The 20,022-nt window shown below is 63.0% G+C and carries 19 protein-coding genes; 11 read left to right on the forward strand and 8 right to left on the reverse strand.

The features are described 5' to 3' along the window. Window positions 1-149: 149 nt before the first annotated feature. Both QXZ85_RS29100 and QXZ85_RS29105 read left to right on the forward strand, forming a co-directional pair. On the forward strand, window positions 150-848 hold the full coding sequence (locus QXZ85_RS29100) for a DUF2161 domain-containing phosphodiesterase (RefSeq protein ID WP_315743389.1): 699 nt from the start codon (window positions 150-152) through the stop codon (window positions 846-848). A gap of 77 nt (window positions 849-925) precedes the next feature. Then, on the forward strand, window positions 926-1,231 hold the full coding sequence (locus tag QXZ85_RS29105) for a hypothetical protein (protein WP_315703571.1): 306 nt from the start codon (window positions 926-928) through the stop codon (window positions 1,229-1,231). 138 nt (window positions 1,232-1,369) lie between these two features. On the opposite strand, the gene QXZ85_RS29110 is transcribed toward QXZ85_RS29105, so the two are convergent. From QXZ85_RS29110 to QXZ85_RS29120, 3 genes are all read right to left on the reverse strand, one after another. Next, on the reverse strand, window positions 1,370-2,014 hold the full coding sequence (locus tag QXZ85_RS29110) for an N-acetyltransferase family protein (protein WP_410051380.1): 645 nt from the start codon (window positions 2,012-2,014) through the stop codon (window positions 1,370-1,372). Between the two features lie 135 nt (window positions 2,015-2,149). Then, window positions 2,150-2,548 carry a PaaI family thioesterase gene (locus tag QXZ85_RS29115; RefSeq protein ID WP_315703570.1) on the reverse strand — a complete coding sequence of 133 codons (399 nt, stop codon included), beginning with the start codon at window positions 2,546-2,548 and terminating at the stop codon, window positions 2,150-2,152. 120 nt (window positions 2,549-2,668) lie between these two features. Continuing rightward, window positions 2,669-3,952, reverse strand: a complete 1,284-nt coding sequence (locus QXZ85_RS29120) for an ArgE/DapE family deacylase (protein WP_315703569.1) — start codon at window positions 3,950-3,952, stop codon at window positions 2,669-2,671. Window positions 3,953-4,204: 252 nt separating this feature from the next. Here QXZ85_RS29120 and QXZ85_RS29125 point away from each other — a divergent pair, with 252 nt between their 5' ends. After that, entirely contained in the window at window positions 4,205-4,477 is a 273-nt protein-coding gene (locus QXZ85_RS29125; protein WP_315729504.1) for a DUF6719 family protein, read from the forward strand. Between the two features lie 42 nt (window positions 4,478-4,519). On the opposite strand, the gene QXZ85_RS29130 is transcribed toward QXZ85_RS29125, so the two are convergent. Next, window positions 4,520-4,879 (reverse strand): hypothetical protein, encoded by a 360-nt coding sequence (locus QXZ85_RS29130; protein ID WP_315703567.1) that lies wholly within the window; start codon window positions 4,877-4,879, stop codon window positions 4,520-4,522. Window positions 4,880-5,198: 319 nt separating this feature from the next. Next, window positions 5,199-5,750, reverse strand: a complete 552-nt coding sequence (locus tag QXZ85_RS29135; RefSeq protein WP_315703566.1) for a CreA family protein — start codon at window positions 5,748-5,750, stop codon at window positions 5,199-5,201. Between the two features lie 235 nt (window positions 5,751-5,985). Here QXZ85_RS29135 and QXZ85_RS29140 point away from each other — a divergent pair, with 235 nt between their 5' ends. From QXZ85_RS29140 to QXZ85_RS29155, 4 genes are all read left to right on the forward strand, one after another. Further along, the gene (locus QXZ85_RS29140; RefSeq protein ID WP_315768865.1) at window positions 5,986-7,770 is read left to right on the forward strand and encodes a L,D-transpeptidase family protein; all 1,785 of its coding nucleotides are present in this window, start codon (window positions 5,986-5,988) and stop codon (window positions 7,768-7,770) included. Between the two features lie 48 nt (window positions 7,771-7,818). After that, window positions 7,819-9,459, forward strand: a complete 1,641-nt coding sequence (locus tag QXZ85_RS29145; RefSeq protein ID WP_315765579.1) for a hypothetical protein — start codon at window positions 7,819-7,821, stop codon at window positions 9,457-9,459. A 207-nt stretch (window positions 9,460-9,666) separates the two neighbouring features. Next, a complete protein-coding gene (locus tag QXZ85_RS29150) occupies window positions 9,667-10,614 on the forward strand; it encodes a polysaccharide deacetylase family protein (protein ID WP_315703563.1) in 948 nt (315 codons plus the stop codon). 21 nt (window positions 10,615-10,635) lie between these two features. Next, entirely contained in the window at window positions 10,636-11,196 is a 561-nt protein-coding gene (locus QXZ85_RS29155) for a dihydrofolate reductase family protein (RefSeq protein WP_315747810.1), read from the forward strand. A 37-nt stretch (window positions 11,197-11,233) separates the two neighbouring features. Here the strand turns inward: QXZ85_RS29155 and QXZ85_RS29160 are convergent, their stop codons facing one another. Together QXZ85_RS29160 and QXZ85_RS29165 are read right to left on the reverse strand one after the other, a co-directional pair. Further along, complete coding sequence (locus QXZ85_RS29160; RefSeq protein ID WP_315703561.1) at window positions 11,234-11,689, reverse strand: DoxX family protein; 456 nt, start codon at window positions 11,687-11,689, stop codon at window positions 11,234-11,236. Between the two features lie 133 nt (window positions 11,690-11,822). Continuing rightward, window positions 11,823-14,132, reverse strand: coding sequence for an NADP-dependent malic enzyme (locus QXZ85_RS29165; protein ID WP_315703560.1), 2,310 nt, complete (start codon window positions 14,130-14,132; stop codon window positions 11,823-11,825). Between the two features lie 248 nt (window positions 14,133-14,380). Between QXZ85_RS29165 and QXZ85_RS29170 the strand changes: the two genes are divergently transcribed. Further along, window positions 14,381-16,366, forward strand: a complete 1,986-nt coding sequence (locus QXZ85_RS29170; RefSeq protein WP_315703559.1) for a hypothetical protein — start codon at window positions 14,381-14,383, stop codon at window positions 16,364-16,366. Between the two features lie 688 nt (window positions 16,367-17,054). Then, complete coding sequence (locus QXZ85_RS29175) at window positions 17,055-17,747, forward strand: sterol desaturase family protein (protein WP_315703558.1); 693 nt, start codon at window positions 17,055-17,057, stop codon at window positions 17,745-17,747. A gap of 14 nt (window positions 17,748-17,761) precedes the next feature. Here QXZ85_RS29175 and QXZ85_RS29180 read toward each other — a convergent pair whose 3' ends face one another. After that, window positions 17,762-18,544, reverse strand: coding sequence for a flavin reductase family protein (locus QXZ85_RS29180; protein WP_315703557.1), 783 nt, complete (start codon window positions 18,542-18,544; stop codon window positions 17,762-17,764). Window positions 18,545-18,694: 150 nt separating this feature from the next. Between QXZ85_RS29180 and QXZ85_RS29185 the strand changes: the two genes are divergently transcribed. Further along, window positions 18,695-19,048, forward strand: a complete 354-nt coding sequence (locus QXZ85_RS29185; RefSeq protein WP_315703556.1) for a cupin domain-containing protein — start codon at window positions 18,695-18,697, stop codon at window positions 19,046-19,048. A gap of 223 nt (window positions 19,049-19,271) precedes the next feature. Beyond that, the gene (locus QXZ85_RS29190; RefSeq protein ID WP_315703555.1) at window positions 19,272-19,874 is read left to right on the forward strand and encodes a cytochrome b; all 603 of its coding nucleotides are present in this window, start codon (window positions 19,272-19,274) and stop codon (window positions 19,872-19,874) included. Window positions 19,875-20,022: the final 148 nt, after the last annotated feature.

Below are 20,022 nucleotides of genomic sequence, written 5' to 3' on the forward strand. Positions count from 1 at the left end.
CCGACACCTCCCCTGCCCGCTCCGGCCAAGAAATCGCCGGCCGCGCGCTGATTTTGGTCTGGCATTTTTGATCTGCCATTTTTGATCTGCCCTGGGTCGGGACATGAGGCTAGATTTGGCCGTCCTGATTCGCTTGCTCTGGATCGGCCTTGGAAACCGCGCTGTACCTGCCCGTAAAACGCTTCCTCGAGACCCTTGGCCTCTCCGTCAAGGGAGAGATTGGCGGCTGTGACGTGGTTGCGCTGAAGGGCGACGAGCCGCCGATCGTGGTGATCTGCGAACTCAAGCAAGCCTTCAATCTGGAACTGCTGCTGCAGGCCGTCGACCGGGCCGGCGCCTGTGACGAGGTCTGGGTTGCGGCGAGGTTGTCGACCCGCGGCAAGGGCCGCGAGAGCGATGCACGCTATCGCAATCTCTGCCGCAGGCTTGGTTTCGGCATGCTCGGGGTGACGGCCGGAGACGATGTCGAAGTCCTCGTGTCTCCGCCGACCAGCGCACCGCGCCGTACCCCCAAGAAGCGTTCGCGCCTGGTCGCGGAGCATCAGCGCCGCAAGGGCGATCCGGTGCTGGGTGGTTCGACCCGCGCCCCGATCATGACGGCCTATCGTCAGCAGGCGCTGGCCTGTGCGTCGGCGCTGGCGGCCGGACCGCTGCGCGTGCGTGATCTCCGTCCGGAGATTCCGGATGCAGCCAAAATTTTGTTGCGCAATGTCTATGGCTGGTTCGACCGTACCGAGCGCGGCGTCTACGCGTTGACGGAATCCGGCCGCGCCGCCTTGCGCCGCTGGCCGCAGCACACCCACATGCAGGGCACAGAAGTCGGAAATCGCGACGTGGTGAACGCATAACAGGCTTGCCGCGTCGATTTTATATTGCAATGCAACATTCGCCCTTCTAGGTATCCCGGATCATTCACGAGGCCCCAATGAGCGAAGACTGGAATACCAAATATGGCCCCCGGCGCGTCCGGCGTGACCCGCCGACCCTCGAAGAGGCGATTTTCGCTGCATCCGGCATCACCGACGATGTGCAGGCTCAGGCTGAGATCGCGTCGGCGCTGATGGGCCTTCCGCTTGAGCAGGTGCTGCCGGAAGTGAAGAAGGCCAGCCGAGTCGCCGCCCGGACGGCAACCCGCTTCATCACCGCGGACCAAGGCACGCAGCAGCGCGCCGTGGTGGTCGAACGCCGCACTGTCCGGCGCTTCAGCATCGACAAGCGCACGGGCACCTGAGGCCACGCCTTTCCGGTAAGGCTTCGCCGCAAGCGAGCGCATGGCACGCTCCAGCCCAAGCGCCCCTTCCTCGACGAAACAGCGCGTGGCGATCGACCGCCACGCGCTGTTCTTTATAGTCGTCGAATGTTGCCGGGCTCAGGCGGCGTGTTTGGTGCCGTACATGCGCGTCACCAGCTTCCAGCAAGCCCGATTCAAGTTGTAGATGGCACGCGCCGCAGCGATCGGAGTCTCGATCACGAGCTTTGCCAATTCGTCCTGCGGCTGTTGAGCGAGATCGATCGTACCGGTCGATTCGCCGTGGCTGAACACCAGGTGCGCACCGTACTTCGCAGCGAGGGCGCGCATGGCATGGTTCTGCGCACCGGTGGTAACCCGCAGCTTGCCATATCCCTTCCAGCGCGCTTCCGAAATCACCCTTTGAAATAACAGGCTGCCGACGCCGCGCCGACGCACGCAAGCCTCCACGCTGAAAGCGACCTCCGGCAGGCCATCCTCGGACTGCTCCGGCGGATGCAGCTCGGCGGCGCCGCGCACGACCCCATTCTCCATGTACGCAACGATGACCGTCCCGTCCGCAGCACATTTCGCGGCATAGCGCTCAATGAAACTGTCATCCAGGAAGCCGTTGAATCGATCGTGACGGCTTTCCGGATCGAGTCGCAGCAGATGGTCACGCAGCAGCGGCAGCTCTTCGTGCTGGCTGAGCGTCCGCACATAGCCGAAGCCCGGCCGCGGACGGAAAACATCTACCTGTGGCAAAGCAAAATCTCCTCTTGGCAACCCTCGAGGAGGCGTCGATCCCTAGACAGACGCTATATTGTGCATCGCAACATGTATTTCAAGCCCGAAAATCTACTGAAAGATCATGAAACCCATGCGACATCGCTTGGCCGCCCGTGATCTCGGCGGAGTTCCTCAAAGCACGAGCTGAGTCTGCGTCACGACAGCGACCAGCCTACCGTCGTCCGTCTCGATCCGAGTCTGCCACACCTGGGTACGGCGCCCTCGATGAATGGGGCTGGCTGTTGCGATCACGGTCGCGCCTTCCTTGGCGCCGCCGATGAAGTTGGTCTTGCTCTCGATCGTGGTCGTGCCCTTGGCGTCTTCCGGCAAATTGACGACGGTCGCGGCTGCACCGACCGAATCAGCCAGTGCCATCACGGCGCCGCCGTGGATCGTGTGGTTCAGCGTGCAGAGATCGGAACGCACCAACATGCGAGCGACGACCCGATCCGGATGGGCCTCGGTAAACGTGACACCCTTCAGTTCCGCAAAGGGCATTTTGAGCGCGTTGATCTTTTCAAGAGGCGTCATGTTTCAAGAGGCGTCATGCCCTCCCCCCATCCCCCGCTGAGCGGAGGACGCTGCGGAGATTGGCCTACGCCGTGGGCCCAGGCAACGACGTGCGAGGTCATTGCCCGGGACGGCTCGTTCCTAGCCGGCATTTTCCACGCCGCACCATTCGGCGACGAAGAGCGCAGTCGCCTTGGTCGATTTGCGCAGCGATTCGAGGTCGACGAATTCGTTGAAGCCGTGCATGGCGGCACCGCTCGCACCGAAGCAAAGGCTCGGGATGTCGTAGTTCAGTCCATAGAACCGCGTGTCGGTCAGCGCAGTGAAGACGAGATCCTCCACGTCACCGCCGAACACGGCATCGTAGGCGCGGCCGAAGGCAGCCTCCGGCTCCGCCGCGCCAGTGAGTTCGTAGCCCTCCGAGAGGAAGCCCGACCATTCCACGACCGGCGGATTGTTGGAGAGGAAGCGATGATGACGCGCGGCCGCCGCAACGCAGGCCAGAATCTCGTTCTGACATTCAGACACTGACCACCCCGGCAGGATGGCGATGCGACAGTCGACGTCGCACCAGGCGGGCACGCTGGAGGCCCAATCCCCGCCCTTGATGATGCCGGGATTGAAGTTGATCGGGTGCTGGAGCGTCTTGAAGTACTGATCGCTCTGGGCGCGGCCGTTCCATTCGGCCTCGAGTTGCTCGAGTGCCTGGATCAGGTGGTAGGCCGCCGTGATCGCGTTGGCGCCGGATCCGGCCTCGAAGACATGGACCGGGAAGCCGCGAACCTTTAGGCGAAACCAGATCACGCCGACCTGGGAACGCACCATTTTGCAGTCGGTCGGCTCGGGAATGAAGCAGGCGTCGGCCCGATAACCCCGGTGCAAGGTGGAGAGCGCACCGATCCCCGTGCTTTCCTCCTCGATCACCGACTGGAAATGAATTCGTCCCGTCGGCTTCAGCCCCGCGGACTTGATTGCGTCCAACGCATAGAGCGCACCGATGGTGCCGGACTTCATGTCACAGGCACCGCGCCCGTACATCTTGCCGTCCTTGACCACCGGGGAGAACGGCGGGGTCTCCCACATCTCGAGCGGGCCGGCGGGCACCACGTCGCAATGCCCCTGGAGAATGAGCGATTTGCCGGCGCTACTGGACGGACGATAGGTTCCGACCACGGTGCGGGCCTTGGAGAAATCGGTCTCGACCGGACCGTAGCCGCGCAAATCCTTCAACTCGTCGAGGTCGATGTGCCAATCGTCGACCTCGTAGCCGCGCTCGCGCAACAGATCGCCAATCATGTCCTGGCAAGGCCCTTCCGCACCGCGCGTGGAAGGGATCGCGACGAAGTCGCGGGTCGTCGCCAATTGTCGGTCAAAGCTCTCGTCGACCGCATCGACGATGCGGTGCGCAATATCTTTTGTGATCATCGCATTAAACATTCCCGTTACTCAGAGCGATCAAATCACAGTTTTGCATCCGATGGCACGCTTTTTGGGCGCGCTTTCAGAATCGCAGATGTCCCCCTACATTGGCGCATGCGGTCGTCCTTCGGGATGTCCGTCAAACGCAATATTCCGTCGGATGATCGGCGTACTGGGCTATGTCTCGATTTAGCCTCGAAGCGGTCGGCTGTCGTAGATCAGATGGCGGGGCCAATGGCAGAAGATCGAGAGCAAGTAATGGGCGCGGAACTATCAACGATTCGCCACGGTCGGCCGTCGTCCCGGCTGATCGGGGGCCTGATACTTGCGGTGATCCTCATCGCACCCGCCAAAGCCCAATATATCGGCCGCGAGCAGGACATCACCGATCTCCGACTCGGACAACGCGTGATGGTCGATGACGGAACTTGCCCGGCGGGTCAGGTCAAAGAGGTGTCCGGCGCCAAGATGACGTCGGCCGGTGTCGAACGAGCGAGGCAGTGCATCCCGCGTTTCGGACCCAAGAGATAGCCTCGCCAGATTGCCTCGCTCCGCGCGCAGCAGCGATCGCGGCTATTTGGCAGGATCGAACATGCACTGAAGAACGGGCTTGGCGATCTTGGTAAAGGTTGGCCCGATTTCCGATCGCTTCGCCGGGGGGACCCAATCGGTCTCGATAGTCGGAACACCGGTTTCGCTGATGCCGCGCAACAAGGCTTCGCGCAGGTCGTTGTCCTCAACGAGGGCTGCAGCGTGGTCGTGAAGACACGAACACACTTCCTCCGGGTGCGCCCACCGGCCCAGCATGTGCGGCGCACATTGGCGCACGAAATCTCCCGGGGGATCCGGCAGTTTCGCGCTCGGACGCGCGTGGACCGAAGGCTGAAGGCTGAAGCAGACGGCGAGGGCCGCAAGACCAAGACGGAGCAGCATGGTGAGCCGTTGTTCCTCAGGTTCTTTCAGGGGCGACATGCGATGGCAAGTGGGCTGATCTGACCGTCCGACCGCCTCCCTCTGCCCTCAACCGGGTATCACCACTGAGGTGGATAACCGTCGCGGGTTTCGTCAGTTCTGCGCGACAAGCGGAAAATGGTTTCATCCCCGACAGAATTGTTTCATCCCCAAGCTTCCGACGAAACAAACCCAGGTCCTTGAGCTTTCAAATGCTTACGCCCGGATCTTAACCTCGGAACTCAGTCCGCCGAGCCCCGCTCCATTGCGAAGCATCCGCGCCCTCTCATTGAATGCTCTCTTATTGAATATAGTCGCCACACTTCTGAACCACGCCGTTATCGGCATTGCCCCAGGGCATGATCGGTACAGTGGACGTGGAGTTCTTCGGCGATCCCTCGATCAGCTTGTCCGAGTAGACCATATAGACCAGCGTGTTGCGCTTGGCGTCGCAGCCGCGAACGATCTGCATCTTTTTAAAGAAGAGCGAGCGGCGCTGACGGAACATATCATCGGCCTGCTCAAGCTTGCGCTTGAACTTGATTGGGCCAATCTGCCGGCAAGCCAATGAAATGTCTGACACCTGCTCGGCCAGCCCGAGCCAGCCCGTATAACCGCCCTTTTCCGGCACGGTAAAGTGACAGGCCACGCCGTCCACCTCCGGATCGTCGACCCCATAGGTCGCGAGCTTGTCGTTGGGGCTGAGCAGCTTGAAGACGGTGGAGCGACGGAAGATGAGATCGGGCTCGTCGGCTGCCGAGGCGGATAGGATGGGTGAGAATAGTCCCACAAGCAGCAGCAAAGTGAGGCTTTTCAGTCCCCGATTACGCAGATCGACGGAGCCAAACGTCATCTTAATCTCCCATTTTAGGCGACGCCAAGGCGCCACCCGACTTCCGCCCATGTAGGAACACAAAAGGCTGTGAGGAAGGGATCCGACAGCGCCTGATCGCGAGCTCGTTTAACGTGATGTGAGGCTTTTTTGCTACGCTGACGCCGAATCGCAGAGGGTAGAAGCCCCAAGCTGGTGAACGTGGACTCCCGTCCGCGACACTAAGACACCATATGGTTGTTGAGGATCCGTGAGAATGCTCTGCGTTCGTTCGGCCATCAGGCGCAGGTTTTATTGTGCTGCAGTGATTTCAGCATCAGTTGCGATCACTGCCAGCTCACAGGCCGACGCTGCGGGTTTTTCCTACTGGACGGATTCCGATTCCAGTTTCTACCGCCCGGCGCCGCTGATCATTCACCGGTCGCCGGTCAGAGCGCGCCACCATCAGGCCAAGCCCGCGGTCGTAGAGAAGGATGCAGCCAAGCCGCAAGGTCCCCTCATCGTCGCGATCTCGATCAACAAGCAGCAGGTCAAAATCTACGACAGCAACGGGCTGTTCGCCGAGGCACCGGTCTCCACCGGCATGAAAGGTCACCCCACCCCGACTGGGGTATTCAGTATCATCCAGAAGCAGAAATACCATCGGTCCAATATCTATAGCGGCGCGCCGATGCCCTTCATGCAGCGCATCACGTGGTCGGGTGTCGCGCTGCACGCCGGCGTGTTGCCGGGATACCCGGCCTCCCATGGCTGCATCCGCATGCCTCCAGCCTTCGCCGTGAAGATGTACGGCTGGACCAGAATCGGCGCCCGGGTGTTGGTGACCTCCGGTGAGGTCGAGCCGTCGAATTTCACCCATCCGCTGCTCGCAGCGTTGAAAGCGCCGCAGCCAAGCGCGTCGGCTCAGCCGGACACCAATGCTCCGGCCGCTCCGAAAGCCGACAAGGGCGCCGCCCTGAGCCCGCCCGTGACCGTGGGCAGTGACATCGATCTGCGCTCCACGATCGGTCATGATAATGGCGCCAAATCCACGGACGCAGCAGTGCTGCTGCGCGGGCAGACCCGCACGGCTGATGCGGGCAGTTTGAACACGCCAGCCACCGTGACCGACGTCCCCGCCGTGCAAGTCACGCCGCATCCGGCTTCCGTGACGAGCACGACGGCAGGCGAGGCTGCGCTCGACGCCCCGAGCCGGCGGACAAGCGCCGCGCCCGCCGCCGCTCAAACGTCGCCGAGCGGAATCGACGCAGGAACGGGAGACATCCCGACCAAGCCGGGTGTCGCCACGATGGCGCAGACCGGTACGGTGCAGGAGAACAGGCTGGTCAACGAGACGGCCAAACGCGATGATCCCGAGGCCGTCGGCCAGACTGCCGAGAAGCCTGCTGATGCGGCCGCGACGAAAGACCCGACGACAAGTGCTGTACAGCAGGCGGTCTCTGGCGGACAGCCCGAAGCCCAACCAATCGATAAATCCACCGAGCCCGCCGGGACGACCGCGGACAGCCCAGCGAAGCCAGCCGACAAGGATCAGACCCGGGTGTCCGAAGGCGACAAGCCGCTCCCGGTCAAGCCCGAGTTGAAGCGCAACAGCGCGATTGCAATCTTCATCAGCCGGAAAGATTCCAAGCTCTACGTCCGGCAGAATTTTTCGCCGGTATTCAAGGTTGAGGTCACGATCGCGCCAAGTGATCGGCCGCTTGGCACTCACGTGTTCACGGCCTCGACCGACAAGGCTGACGCCGACGTCATGCATTGGTCGGTGGTGTCGCTTCCGGTCTCTCCGCGCAGTATGGCGCGCAATGACGATGGCGGGCAGACGCGCCACGGCAAGAAGCGCGGCGAAATACCGCTCGAAGCCAAAGACGCCTCGCAGCCGGACAGCCCGGCCGAGGCTCTCGACCGCATCGCCATTCCCGCTGACGTCCTGGCCTGGCTCGGCGCAGCGCTGTCGAACGGCAGCTCGCTGATCGTGTCCGACCAGGGCATCAACCAGGGCGAGACAGGAGAGGGCACCGAATTTATCCTCTCGTTGCGCTGACCGCCTTTGTCCTTTCCTGACGTGAGCCAGCTGGGTTAAGTGCGCGGCATGACCGAGCTCGCCGCCCCTGCTCGCCTGGGCACGCCGCAATCTGACGGCGCGCAAAACGCACTCGACCGCCTGACGTCGCTCGGCTGGCGCGGGGGCTTGGCCGCCATTCTGGGCGGCCTCGTACTCTCCTTCCTCCTATTCGGATTTGCCGTCGTCTACTTCCGCAACGCGGATATGGACTTCATGGTGATCTACAACGCGCTGGTCATGAACGATGGCAAGCCGCAGGCGTTTTTCGATCACCCGGCCTACCTCACCATTATCGGCGTGAAGTCCTGGTTTCGACTTCTGCACGCGACTGGCCTGCTCGATGCCTGGACCTTATCCGCCATTCCACCCGCGTCCGATGCGGCAGCATTTGACGCCGCGATGACGCACGCCGTTCGTGCCGGCCGAATGTTTGCACTTCTGATTGCGCTCGGCTGCGTGGTGGTCTTCGCATTCCTCATTCGCCGCATCGTCCGGGATTGGCGGGTGGCGCTGCTCGCCACCATGGCTTTCGCGCTCTCCGGCGGGATCGCGGTGCATTCGCGTATCCTCCGCAGCGAACTGATCGCGGCCATGCCCGTGATATCAGCGTTGATGATCCTCATCGTGGTGAGCCGCCGCGGCTGCACCGCGCGCCCGCTGGCCTTGGCGCTCGCATCGGCTTTGTGCGTGATCGGGCTCGAGAACAAGGTACAGGCCATCCTGTTGATCGGCGCCCTCCCCGTTCTGATCCTGCCGTTCGGCAGTGGCGCCGGCGGCAGCGCCCAATTCTGGAACCGCAACTCCGGATGGATCGCCGTCATCGCGGCAACGATCGCCGCCGCAGTCGCAACCTGGATGGCTTGGCCGCTGCTCGTCGTCGGATTCGATCGCGCCCTGCTCGACGCCACGCAGCTTCGTCCCATCCTGTTCAACGGCTTCGGTTACTATCAAGCTGCGCTTTTGCTTTTCGTTCTGAGTTGCATAATCATCTACGCCCGGATCTGGCGCACCAGCGCCGCTGAGACCACGGCGGCGATCGCAGCCGTGGTCGCCGGGGCGGCGCTGGCACTGCTGTTGCTCGACCGGGACTATGACAGCGGAAATGTCGTTGCCGTCCTCAATCCGCTGGAGAAGATGTTGAGCTTCGCCGACGCCAGCACCTCCGACGCTGCGCACGCCTCGAGCCCAGGCGCCGCATTGTTGTTGCTGCTGCAAGGCCTGGGATCAGTGCTGGCGCGCTATACTTTTGTGCTCCATTCCTCGGCTCGGCCGACCGTGTTCCTGACCTGGCTGATCGTCCCAGGTCTCGTGGCGGCATGGCGCCGCGGCGAGCGCCTCGTGGCGCTGCAAGCGCTCCTGCTCTTGCTCGCTGCCGTCGCGATCGACACGCTCGGCGTCCGCCGCGGCCTGAAAACGGAATATTTTATTTTCACCGACCCCTTGATCGTCCTCGCCGGCGCGCTCCTGCTCGACCGCCTGACGGACCTCGGCCGGTACCGCTTCGCCACAGCGATCGGCTATACGCTGGTCGCACTTCACATCGTGATCGGACAGGCCGAGCCGGTGAAATATGCGACCAGGCGGACCGGTCCTGAATCTGTCTGCGAATGGCGCGGCTACTACCTGCCCCTGCTCCAGCTGCCCTGGTGTTCGCCCTCGAAGAGCTGATCGGTTGGAACCAACGCACATTTATTTTACCGGGGGCCATAAACCACACTTCCGAAGAATGCTGCGGATGACGGCAATTTGGGCGTGTTTCGCTGATCGTTTCCTTTGCCGCCGCTCGAAGGTCTGGGCTAATATCCTCAACCGGATGGGGCCTGGATGAAACCCCGGCACGGGTACCGTGCAGCGCGGACAATTCGAGGGAACAAAATGCGTGTTGCAGCAGGACTGATCGTCGCAGGTTCCTTGGCAGTGTCGATGCTTGCCTCTGGAACGGCATGGGCCCAGGCGCAGAGGACAGCTGCAGCTGCCCCCGCTCCTGCAGCGCCAGCAGCGCAGCCCGCTGCGCAACAACAGCCGCCCCGTCCGCCTTGCATGAATCCGGATGCGCTGGGCGTCGGCCGCACGGTCGAGATCGATACCACCGGGGGGCCCGGCTTCGGCTTCGAGCACTTCAAGGAACTGGATTTCCTCCGCGACCACGAGGTGGTGCTCACCTTCGACGACGGTCCGTGGCCGGAGAACACCCCCGCTGTCCTGAAGGCGCTGGCTGATCAGTGCACGACCGGCATCTTCTTCTCGATCGGCAAGCACGCGACCTATTATCCGGAGATCCTCAAGCAAGTGTACAATGCCGGGCATACGATCGGCACCCACACTTGGTCGCATGCAACGCTCACCAACAAGAAGCTGACGGAGGACCAGCGCAAGGAGGAAATCGAGAAGGGCATCAGCGCGGTGAAATGGGCCCTTGGCGGTGTTTCGCCAGCGCCGTTCTTCCGTTTCCCGGCCCTGCAGCACCCGCCGGAGATCGTGACCTACCTCGGCACCCGCAACATCGGCATTTTCTCCTGCGACCTCGATTCCTTCGACTTCAAGGCGCGCAACGCCCAGCAGGTCATCGACGTCACCTTCAAGAAGCTAGACAAGCTCGGCAAGGGCATCATCCTGATGCACGACTTCCACAAGCACACAGCCGAAGCGCTTCCCGAGTTGCTGCGCCGGCTCAAGGCTGAAGGCTACAAGGTCGTCGCGATGCGCGCCAAGGCACCGGTGCAGTCGCTGCCGCAGTATGACGAGGAACTGCTGAAGGATGCGAAGCTGCCGACGGTGAGCCAGCGTCCGGTGTCGAGCGTCGTGACCACGGTCTCGGAATAACGCGGTCGCGTTGCATCGCTCGTGGCTGCGCTCCGGATCGAGGGCTATGTCATCGTCTCGGCCGAAGGCATGCTTGCGGACGCCCGCAATGTCATGCCCGACGCTTTGAAGTTCGAGGGCGATGCCAAGTTCTTCTCCGCCGCCCTCGACCGTGCCGATCTGATCGTGCACGGCCGCAACTCCTACGAAGACCAGCCGAACTCGCCGAAGCGCAAACGTATCGTCCTGACCCGCGGCGTCAAAGCGCTGGCGACGGATCCCGCCAATCCCAAGGCGACCTTGTGGAACCCCGCCGGCGCTTCGTTCGAAGGCGCTTGTGCGGCCGCCGGCATCGAGAGCGGCACGGTGGCGATCATCGGCGGCCCCGGCGTGTTCGCCATGTTCCTGGACCGCTACGACACCTTTTATCTCTCGCAGGCCCCGCATGTGCGCCTGCCGGGCGGCGAGCCCTGCTTCCCCGAGGTGACTGCCGAGTGGTCGCCGCAGCGGGTGCTGGCGGACCATGGCCTGCAACCCGGCACGACCACGATGCTCGACCCGGCCTTCGATGTCGAAGTCACCGCCTGGGAGCGCCGCCGCTAGGCCATGGCCGTGACGGCCTTGAAGAGGAGCCTACGCGTCAAATGTCTCCATAGGCCGTCTCGGCCGGCTTTGCCGGTCCGCGGCCATAGCCGAAGATCATGAAGAGTGCGCCGATGATCGAAAGATTCTTCAGCGCGTCGATCAGGGTTTTCGCGTTGTCGGGCGGCGTCTGGTTCCAGAAATCGTGGAAGTAATAGATCGTCGCGCCCACGAAGATGATCATCAGCAGCGAGAACAGCCGCGGCAGGAAATTGATCGCGATCATCAGCCCCGCGACGATCTCGAACACGCCGACCCCGATCGCCAGCATCTGCGCCGTCGGCATCTTGGTCATCGCCTCGAGCTGTGCGGTGTAGGGCGCCACGATCTCCGGGAGCGTCACCTTGCTGGCGATGAAATCGGCCGTCGCCTGAATGCCGAACAGCTTGGTCGCGCCCGTGTAGATAAACAGCACGGCGAACAGAACGCGCCCGAACGTAATGAATGCTGGCATGCTTGGCCTCACAGTGAGCTTGTTTGGCGGGGAACCGGCGAAAGTATGGAGCTTCTCCTCGATCCTTTCAAACAATCAAATCGCGGGCGGAATACGGCCGAACTCGGACGAATTCCGCCACACGCCGGTCAAATCACGCAAACAGCGTCGGCTGCGCCCGCCCGGCCCGCTCCTGAGCCTCGACGGCCGCCACCGCCGTCATGTTGAGGATGCCGCGCGCGGTCACCGACGGCGTCAGAATATGCGCCGGCCGCGCCGGGCCGATCAGGATCGGGCCGACTGGAACCGCGTCCGCGAGCACCTTGATCATCTGATAGGCGACGTTGGCGGCATCCAGGTTCGGCATGATCAGCACATTCGCCACGCCGTCGAGATCGGAATGCGGCAGGATCAGCTTGCGCGCCGTCGCCGACAGCGCAGTGTCGCCCTGCATCTCGCCGTCCGCCTCCAGGTCTGGCCGATGCTGTTTCAAGAGCGCGGTCGCCTGCCGCATCTTGCGCGATGATTCGGTGTCGTAGCCGCCGAAATCGGAATGCGACACGAAGGCGATCTTCGGCTTGATGTTGAAGCGCGTGACGTGATTGGCCGCGAGCGAAGCCATTTCCGCCAGTTCCTCGGCGGTCGGGTTCGGCCGCACCTGGGTGTCGGCGATGAAATAGGCGCCCTTGCTGGTGATGGTCAAAGCCAGCGCCGCGAAATCGCTCACCCCCGGCATGAAGCCGATGATCTCGCGCACATGACGCAGATGGCTCATATAGCGGCCCTCGACGCCGCAGATCATCGCGTCCGCCTCGCCCCGGATCACCGCAAGCGCCGCGATCACGGTCGCGTTGGTGCGCACCACCGTGCGCGCCGCGTCCGGCGTCACGCCGCGACGGCCGGCGACGTCGATATAGGTCTGCACATAGGAGCGATAGCGCGGATCATCCTCAGGATTGATGAGATCGAAATCCTTGCCCGCCTTGATCGACAGGCCGAAACGGTTGATGCGCGCCTCGACCACCGAGGGGCGTCCGACCAGGATCGGCCGCGCCAGCTTCTCCTCGAGCACGACCTGCGTCGCCCGCAGCACGCGCTCGTCCTCGCCCTCGGCGTAAATCACCCGCACCGGCTGGGTCTTCGCCTTGGCGAAGACCGGCTTCATGATCAGGCCGGAGCGGAAGGCAAAGCGCTCGAGCAGCGCGGTGTATTCGTCGAAATTCTTGATCGGCCGGGTGGCGACGCCCGAGTCCATCGCGGCTTTCGCGACGGCAGGAGCGATGCGCAGGATGAGGCGCGGATCGAACGGCGACGGGATCAGCGAGCCCGGGCCAAACCCTTGCGTCTCCCCGTTGTCGAAGCCGCGCGAGACGGCATCCGACGGCGGGTCCTGCGCGAGCTGGGCAATCGCGTCCACCGCGGCCTGCTTCATCGCCTCGTTGATCGCGGTGGCGCCAACATCGAGCGCGCCGCGGAAGATGAAGGGAAAGCAGAGGACGTTGTTGACCTGGTTCGGGAAGTCGGAACGCCCGGTGCAGATCATCGCGTCTGGCCGCGCGGCGCGTGCCTCCTCCGGCATGATCTCGGGGTTCGGATTGGCGAGCGCCATCACCAGCGGCTTGTCGGCCATCTGCTTGACCATGTCAGGCTTCAGAACGCCGCCGGCGGAGACGCCGAGGAAGATGTCGGCGCCGCCGATCACTTCGCTGAGCGTGCGCTTGTCGGTCTTCTGCGCGTAGACCGCCTTCCAGGGGTCCATCAGCGTGTTGCGGCCCTCATGCACGACGCCGTCGATGTCGGTGACCCAGATGTTCTTGCGCTGCGCGCCCATCGAGACCAGGAGATTGAGACAGGCGATCGCGGCAGCACCCGCGCCCGAGGTGACGATCTTGACCTCCGAGAGCTTCTTGCCGGCGAGCGAGAGCGCGTTCTTGATCGCCGCGCCCACGATGATCGCGGTGCCGTGCTGGTCGTCATGAAAGACCGGGATCTTCATGCGCTCCTTCAGGCGCGCCTCGATCTCGAAGCATTCCGGGCCCTTGATGTCCTCCAGATTGATGCCGCCGAAGGTCGGCTCCAGCGCCGCCACCGTCTCGACCACGCGATCGATGGTGTCGGCATTGATCTCGATGTCGAACACGTCGATGCCGGCGAATTTCTTGAACAGCACCGCCTTGCCTTCCATCACCGGCTTGGAGGCCAGCGGGCCGATATTGCCGAGGCCGAGCACCGCGGTGCCGTTGGAGACCACCGCGACCAGGTTGGCGCGGGTGGTCAGCGTGGCCGCCTCCGCCGGATTGTTGGCGATCTCGGTGCAGGCCGCGGCCACGCCCGGCGTATAGGCCAGCGCCAGGTCGCGCTGGTTCGCAAGCGGCTTGGAGGCCTGGATCTCCAGCTTGCCCGGGCGAGGCAGCCGATGGTACGCCAGTGCTGCGGAATGGAGATCTTCAGAATAGGACGACATAGGTGCTCCAGCGTTTCCGGCCCGGACTGTTGCTTTCGTGAACCTGGTTCAGGAGGGCGTTTTTCCGGCAAATGGGAAACGCATGTGAAGCACGCGAAACAGCTTTCGTGCAACATCCGAAACCATGCCGATCAACAGGCGGGGGCGGCAAATTCTCAAGGCTACAGAAGGACATCCCTACCCGATCCATTCTGCCAAGACTATGACCATTGCTTTGACCATTGCCTAAACCGTGAGCGGGGCATCGAATGAAACGGATTCTGGCGGGCATTCTCGCTGCGGTTGCAATTGCAGTCGCGGGCTTTTTCGGCTTTGGCTGGTACGCTCAGCATCGCGCCACCGCGGAGGTCGACGCGGCGTTCGACCAGATTCGCGCCGGCGGCGGCAAGGCCAGTCACGGCAAGGTCGCGTTCGACTGGCGGGCGCGGACGCTGGCGATCGCAGACATCACCACGGAGACGGCGAGCGATCCGCCCGTGCGGGTGAAGATCGGAAGCCTGACGGCGGCAGATGTGAGCCAGCCTGACGCCGCCAGTGTCGCCGCGGCCAGCATCGAGCTGAAAGACCTCGAGCTCGGCGCTCAGCTCCCGGCCCCCTCGGCGGCACAAATCACCTACAAGGTACCCGAGCTGCTCTTGAAGGATTACTCCGGCCCGACGCACCTGCAGCGGCCGCCGGCGGGCACGTCGATCCTCGATGTCTATCGCGCCGTGCTCGAACAGTTCGTCGCCCTCAGCGCCTCCTCCGCCTCCATCCCTCGCGTCGACGCCACCATCGTGTCGGGCCCCGGGACGACCGACGTCAGCTATACCGGGCTGACGATCGAGGGCATCAAGAACGGCCGGATCGCGCGCCAGAAGATCGAGAAGGTGACGTTCACGGCCAGCCTGCCCCAGCCGGACGGCAAGACCGACACGACGCCAGGCAAGATGCGCGGCCACATTGCCGATATCGCCCAGATCGACTTCGATGCGAATGTGGCCCTCGCGGCGCTGGACCCTGACAAGGCCAATGACGACCACATCTACCCCGTCTCGGGTCGGGTCTCGACCGGCGCCTATGAGATCGCCACCGACCAGGGCATCCGGATGCGGATCGAGGGGATCAGCGCGGAAGCCATGAGCTTGCGGCCTGCGAAACTGCAATTGCCCGCGCTCCTCACGGCGCTTCCGCCGGCTGGGGCGCAGCCGACTCCCGAACAGGCCCGCGAGTTGCTGACGAAAGTTGCGGGCATCTATGACGGTCTTCAGATCGATCGGGTCGAACTGCGCGGCCTCTCGGCCGAGACCCCGGAAGGTCCGGTCAAGCTCGCCACCGTCAGCCTCGACCTGCGGGACGGCAAGGCCGATATCGCCGCCGAGGGGCTGGATGCCCGATCGCCGCAGGGACCCGTCAAGCTCGGACGCTTCGCGCTGAAAGCGTTCGACGTCGCGGGGATGATGCGGCTCAGCGCGCAATTCGCCGATAAATCCGTGCCGCAACAGCGCGGCGCGGCCTTGGCGATGCTGAAACTCGTCGAAGGCATCGAGCTGAAGGGGCTCGAAGCCCCGTTCAAGTCCAGCAAGAAGCAGGTCCGGATCGATAATGTCGCGCTGAACTGGGGCCAGTTCATAGGGCCGTTCCCGACCCAGGCCCACCTGACGGCCAAGCTGGCGGGGCCGATCGATCCGTCCAATCCGGCCCTGCTGCCGCTGCTCGCAGCCGGCATCGACCAACTGGCGCTGGATGCCGATCTCGGCGCCGCCTGGACCGAGACTTCCAGCAGCTTTGCGCTCTCGCCGGTGAAGCTCGATCTCGCCAACCTGCTCGGCGCCTCCGCGAACCTGTCGCTCGCGCATGTGCCGCGCGGGCTGTTCACGCCAGATCCGCAGGCCGCGGCTGCGATGGCCGCGCAGATCGAGGCCAATGGGCTCGAGCTGTCGTTGCGCGATCTCGGTGCGATCGATCTTCTGGTCGCGCAATATGCGCGCACGCACACGATGACGCGAGAGGATGCCAGACAAGCCCTGGTTGCCAGCTTCAAGGACAGCAGCCAGCAATTTGCCGTCGACAACCCTGACGTCGCGGCCGCCGTGGAGGCCATCAGCCGCTTCATCGAGACGCCGCGGCAGACGCTGACGCTCAAGCTGACGCCGCGCGCCAAGGTGCCGGCGCTGCAGCTGGTCCAGTTGCTGAAAACTGATCCGTCGATGGCGCTCACGCAGTTCAAGATCGAGGCCTCGACGGGGCTGTGAGACCAATGAAACACATCTCTCGTACCGAGGTGAAATGACGGATTGAGAGCGAGCGAACTCGGTCATCGCTTGAATGCCTTCGTGACGCGGCGCTCGATCGAGCGTCGCCAAGAGAAGTGAGCTGACGCGCTGACGCCGTCCCGCGGCGCAATCACACCCGGGTTGTGCGTGTCAGGTCGCCCCTTCGAAAGCGAAGAGAGCGCAGGGAATGCCGGGTGAAGGCCTCACCCATGGCCCGCCTGCAACAAGAAAAGCAGGCGGCAGTTACCACAGGTGCAGCCGATCAACCGGCATTCCCTGCGCGATGGTTTTAACGGCTGCTTCGCGATCTCCCTGGTGCGCCGGGCTTGTTGGCCACCATGTGCGACGACGCGTGAAACGCGTTGCGCAGGGCATCAGCGTCGGGATGCCAGGACCACGCGACTTGACCGTCCGTCTCGGCGCTCATCGTCTGTTGGCGCCTCCACGTCCACCGCTCCCCGCCTCACCGTTCGTGACGATCGGCCGAAACGTCCCTCTTCATCGAGGCGGGATGCGCGGAAAGATCGTCCTGATTTGCCCGACACGGCAAGCGCGCAAGCCTGCGACAGAGTGGCACGACAGGCAGTTGGTGCAGAAGGGGCATGCGAAGATCGCCCGTCGGGCGACTGTGCTGTGATCGGCAGCGGCGCCGTGTCCATTCACGCTGGTGCCGTACACCTCTGCTATTCGGCAGACCGACCGGGCCTCGAATCGACGCTGCCTCCGCCAAATGCCAATCCTTACGGCTGCTGTCCTTGGGGCCGCGACGGTCACTTTTCGTCATGTTGCGTGTGGGGACGACGTGAACCAATCGAGGACCACTTACTACGCCGAGCTGTACATCTATCCGATCGTTGTCGCCGGACTGCTGCTCTATGAACTTGCGGACAGCGGCTTGGCATTGCACCCGCGCTGGTTCGTCGCAGCCGCCTGCGGAGCGATACTCTGGACGCTCGCCGAATATCTGGTGCACCGGTTCCTGTACCATGAAGCGCCTGTTCTCAAGGATCTCCACGGGATGCATCACGCCCGTCCATCCGACCTCGTCGGAGCGCCGATCGGGGTCAGCGCCGTCATTTTTTGTTCATGGTTCTTCCTGGTCGCACGCGTCTCGGACGTCGAGATCGCAAGCGGAAGCGCGAGCGGCCTGATCCTCGGTTACGTTCTGTATCTGACGGTCCACGACGCGGTACATCGTTGGCCGCTGAGCGAAGACTCATGGCTGCGCAAGCATCGACTCCGGCATCTGCGCCATCATCGCGATCCCAAGCCGGGTAATTTCGGCGTCACGACGAGCTTCTGGGATCATGTGTTTGGCACTGCCATCGTGCCAAAACGCGCGCGCCCGCAAGACGCCTGACGGCGGCAAACGCTTCAATATGCCCGCGAGCCGTCCAAGCGAATGCCATGCGCGCCTTCCGAACGCTCGCTCAGTGTGCGCGATCGATCGATATCCGGTCCCCGATAGAGATGCTCGGGGACCGTTCCAAGCGTCGATTCATGCACCTGTTCCGGCGCAAGGCCGTAGAACCTTTGAAAACTCATGATCAGCGGCCGCCACCGGTCGGGATCGACCTTGTTCGGATCCGCCGGGTTGAGGATACGTTGCTCACAATAGACCCGTTGGACCCGAACCTCGAAGATCTGGACACGGCCACGCAACGCTGCATCGTTGCCGGCAAGATCGTGATGGGCCTCAACCACACACTCCATCTGCACGGGGCATTGCTTCACCCGCGGCGGGGCCACCGTCTCGGACGGCACCGGCGTGAACTCCGAGATGCCGAACTTGTCCTTCTCGCAACGATAGCCGCGCGCTCTCTTGCTATCCGGCACCGGATCGGAGCCGGTGGTGAGGGCGAGCTTGTCCACCAACGAAGCGCAGCCGACATCCGGCAGGTTGAGCACGCACTCCCGCGTGCGCAGCATGTTTTGCGGCGTCTTCGAGTGGGCCGCCAGTCCCAGAATGCAACGCCACCCCAGCCAGAATGCCGACGACATCGGCGCCAGATTGTAACTGCCATCCGCATTGGCCGTACTGATGAGGACCACCGGGGTTCCAAAGTAAAGGATCGATGGTTCCGTTCGTATATGCATGATGCTCGGCTCCGGGGTGAACTGCTCGGTGCAGCAGATATCGGCAAATGGAGCGCGCATTCCCACCCGAAAGCTGACAGCGAATGTCCGCCTTCTCTGCTGCTGACGTCTTACAGCACAGTGGCTAGAACGTGAGCCGGCAGATATGCCACGATCGGGTCATCGTCGCCCGATGATCGACGACTTTCGGATTCCAGCCAGGCCAGCACAATGAACACCCCCGCAAATCTCGCCGAGAAGCTCGCAACGTTCACCGACCGCTTCTCGCCGCGCACGGTCGCGACCTACAACGACAATGACATCATGGTGGCCAAGCTCGAAGGGCCATTCCACTGGCACAAGCATGACGACACCGACGATTTCTTCCTGGTGCTGAAGGGCACGCTCGACATCGAGCTGCGGGATCGCACCGTCACCCTCAATCCCGGCGAGGTCTTCGTGGTGCCAAGAGGGATCGAACACCGGCCGGTAGCCCGCGGCGAAGTGCACATCCTGCTGATCGAGCCGACCGGCACACCCAATAGCGGGGATAAGGCAACTGCCGCACCGCGCATCCTCGCCTGATCGAACACGGGGATCTGATAACGACGAATTGAGATCGGTTTGATGGGAAAAGCCGCGTTGCGGCCTCCCTCTTCAACAAAGCGTCAGTCGCGTCGGCTATAGCTGCACGCCAGACACGCGCCCATGGTCCTCCCCTGTATCGGGCTCGCTGCGCAGCGGTCCAGAGTTCGTCGTCCAATGACGACAGCGGAGAATGGCCGTGCAATCTTGAAAGACACACGTCATGCGATGGAAGAATACGAAATTCGAGTTCGGTGCCTTGGCCAAGCTGTTTCATTGGACCAGCGCCGCCGCTTTCATCGCCGCCTATATCGTCGTCTACTACGTCATCTGGTTCATGGACGATAGTTCGGATGAATCCCTGCCGGTTCTCAACATCCATTGGGTGCTTGGACTCTTCGTGGGCTTCTCGGTTCTGCCGCGCCTGTTCTGGCGGCTGATCAATGTGCAGCCGGAGCCGCCGCACGGCTCTGCGGTCGAACACCGGCTCGCTCAGCTGGCGCATGCGGGACTGTATGGCTTGCTGATCCTGCTGCCGCTGACCGGCTATATCGGCACCGACGCCAGCACCGATTTCGGCCTGTTCAAGGTGGCAAGCTTCCGCGAAACCATGTTGTTCGGCTGGATCGAAGACGGGCTGGGGATCAGTTGGGAGACCTTCGAGCCGCCGGTCGATGCCATCCACCATTTCGTCGGCAAATGGATCGCGTGGCCTGTCGTCGGGCTGCATGTCGCCGCCGCGCTGTTTCATCACGTAGTCCGCCGCGACGACGTTTTGACTCGCATGCTGCCGCATCGCCGGCCGGCCGCGGGCAGCCCAGCCTAGGCCCCTAAAATCCTACCAATCCGTTTTAGACTCCCTTAACAACGGTCGTCCGCCTGGCCCAACGACATCTCAGCGGACCGATATTCCCAAAACGCAAGTAAGCATTGCTTAATGGCGCATCCTCATAGTTCCGCTTTGCCGCGAGGTG

The organism is Bradyrhizobium sp. SZCCHNGR1005 (genome assembly GCF_032489995.1).
Classification (GTDB): Bacteria; Pseudomonadota; Alphaproteobacteria; order Rhizobiales; family Xanthobacteraceae; genus Bradyrhizobium.